The sequence below is a fragment of the Streptomyces sp. NPDC001450 genome, from assembly GCF_053597295.1.
The window spans coordinates 1-2,452 of the sequence record NZ_JBSFHY010000130.1 but is presented as its reverse complement, the minus strand read 5'-3'; the positions used below and the strand labels follow the sequence as shown (position 1 = coordinate 2,452).

At 69.8% G+C, this 2,452-nt stretch carries 1 protein-coding gene and 1 pseudogene; one reads left to right on the top strand and one right to left on the bottom strand.

Going from position 1 to position 2,452, the window contains the following annotated elements; translation table 11 throughout:
- Window positions 1-195: 195 nt before the first annotated feature.
- Window positions 196-1,056, top strand: a complete 861-nt coding sequence (locus ACWC5O_RS45310) for a class I SAM-dependent methyltransferase (protein ID WP_450591783.1) — start codon at window positions 196-198, stop codon at window positions 1,054-1,056.
- Window positions 1,057-1,655: 599 nt separating this feature from the next.
- Here ACWC5O_RS45310 and ACWC5O_RS45305 read toward each other — a convergent pair.
- Window positions 1,656-2,452, bottom strand: a pseudogene (locus ACWC5O_RS45305) (IS5 family transposase); the annotation flags it as partial.

Here is a 2,452-nt window from a genome sequence, read left to right as displayed (position 1 = left end):
CGCTACGACAAGCGTGGCTACGTATACCTCGGCACAGCAACCGCCGCAGCCCTCACCATCTGGCTTCGCACGTGATCGCCCGGACAACTCCTAGCTCCAGGGTGCATGGCGGCGCGGCGGGGAAGAGGCTTTCTGACGCGGCGCTACCGTCATGAGGTGACAGGAATCAATGCCGACCGGCGGTGGTCCGAGTCCATGCCGGCGGCCTATGAGCAGTACCTCGTGCCGGTGGTCTTCCGGCCCTTCGCCGAGGACCTGACCGCCCGGGCGGCGGCACTCCACCCTGGGCGAGTCCTCGAACTGGCTGCGGGGACTGGCGTGTTGACGTCGGGCCTGCTCGCTGCGGCGCCCTCGGCCGAGGTGACGGCCACCGACCTGAACGAGGCCATGGTCGCTTTCGGGTCGACCCGGGCCCCGGGCGCGGTGTGGCGGCAGGCCGACGCACAGCGGCTGCCGTTCCCGGACGGAGGCTTCGATCTGGTGGTCTGCCAGTTCGGCGTTATGTTCTTTCCCGACCGCATCGAGGCCTTCACCGAGGTCCACCGGGTGCTGGCCCCGGGCGGCCGGTTCCTGTTCAACACCTGGGGCCCGCTCGGGACGCACGCCTTCGAAGTCGCGCTGCAGGCCGGGCTGGAGCGGGCTTTTCCGGTCGATCCGCCGCGGTTCTTCCCGACGGTTCCGCACGGCTACGCCGACCCCGCTGTCGTGGCCGCTGATCTGGCGGCCGCCGGGTTCGCCGTCGAGGACGAGCAGGAGCTGACGCTTCAGGGCCGGGCCGCGTCGATCGCCGACCTTGCCACCGGGTACCTCACCGGGACACCGGTGCGCGTGGCCGTTGAGGAGCGCGGCGACGGACCGGCCGTCCAGGCCACCGTCATTGAGGAGATGACGGCCCGTCTGGGCCCGGGGCCGGTCACCGCCCCGATGACGGCGTACGTCTTCCGCGCCGCGGCACTACTCCCGTCCCCTGTGGCAGGCGGCGACCGAGCAGAGAGAGCAGGAATACCAAACCCAGCCGCCCCCCGCCACCGCGAAGGCCGACGCGCCATCCGCTGACACAGGGCCATCAGGACCCGCGGACAGCGCCCACAGCCTGATCAGCAAGTTCGGCGACATCCTCGGCAGCGCACCTGCACTCGATCTCATGCAGAGAGAAGCGGTACTGCGTCGCATTGCGCAACGTGCCGAGCGTCATGGTCACTGCTGAGCAGCTGCAGCAGGCTCCCTCGAATCGGCCGTGTGTGGACAGGCGCGGCCCCGAGGCCGTCCCTCAACGGAACGAACAGTTCTGGCGAATCTCTGCAAGCCGCGCTGTCCCCATGGGCCCGGCGCGCACCCGTGCGCTTGGACGCGGGCGGTAGGAGGGCGTCTGAGTGGGGGAGCATGTGCCCAGTTGGCGCTCACTCCTGAGGCGTTTGTCCTGGGCTTCATCCCCCGCGCCGCGCCACCGGTGCTGCTCTCCTGCCTGCTGCTGGCGGGCTGTTCATCCGGTGCGCCCTCTGGGTCTGGCGCATCAGGGAAGAGTGGAGCGCCGGCGGCGGGGGCGTCGGGGACTGGCGTACCCGCAGGAGCGACAAAGGTTCCGGTCGGTGCGCGGCCACAGGGGACGTACACGGTGCAGCAGCAGCCGTCCGCGGGCAGCTGCCACTACCAGTACGAGAAGGGAACCAGGTCGCAACGGCGCGGGCTCCCCTTCAGCGCGTTGGTGGCCCACTCGACTTCGTTCCTGCGGGCGTAGCGTGCTCGGTCGAAGTTGGTGGGCCGACCGCCTCGGCTACCGCGGCGCTGGCGATTGGCTCGTTGGTCCCGGCATTCGGGGATGGTGTGCTTGATCTGCCGACGCCGTAGGTATCGGCGATTGCGGCGTGATGAGTACGCTTTGTCGCCGCTCAGGTGGTCTGGCCGGGTGCGGGGATGGCCGCCGTCGGGCCGGGGTACACGAATGCGTTCCAGGACCGGGATCATCTGCGGGGCATCGCCCCACTGCCCGGGCGCGACCAGGATGGCCAACGGGCGCAGTCCACCCTCACCGGTCAAGTGAATCTTCGTCGTCAGCCCGCCGCGTGAACGGCCGAGGGCTTCATCTGGACGGTGCTGGGCGGGCCGGCACGCTTGTCGGCTCTTCGGGGTGCCTGCCTGCGTGCACCGGCGGCGTGCTGGTGAGCACGGCACACGGTGGAGCCGACCAGTCGATGCGGCCTTCTGCGTCAGCATCGGCCTGGACGGCTCGCAGAATCCTCTCCCACGTTCCATCCGCCGACCAGCGGCGATGCCTGTCGTAAACCGTCTTCCACTTCCCGAACCGAGTTGGCAGGTCCCGCCACGAGGTGCCGGTCCAAACGAACCCAAGGGACGTGGGCAGCCGGTGACCTCCCACACCGCAAGCCGCCCTGCGGTGCCGGCCAGCACCATGTGGCCCACCCCGCCCGGCACACTGCGCATACGGCCGCTG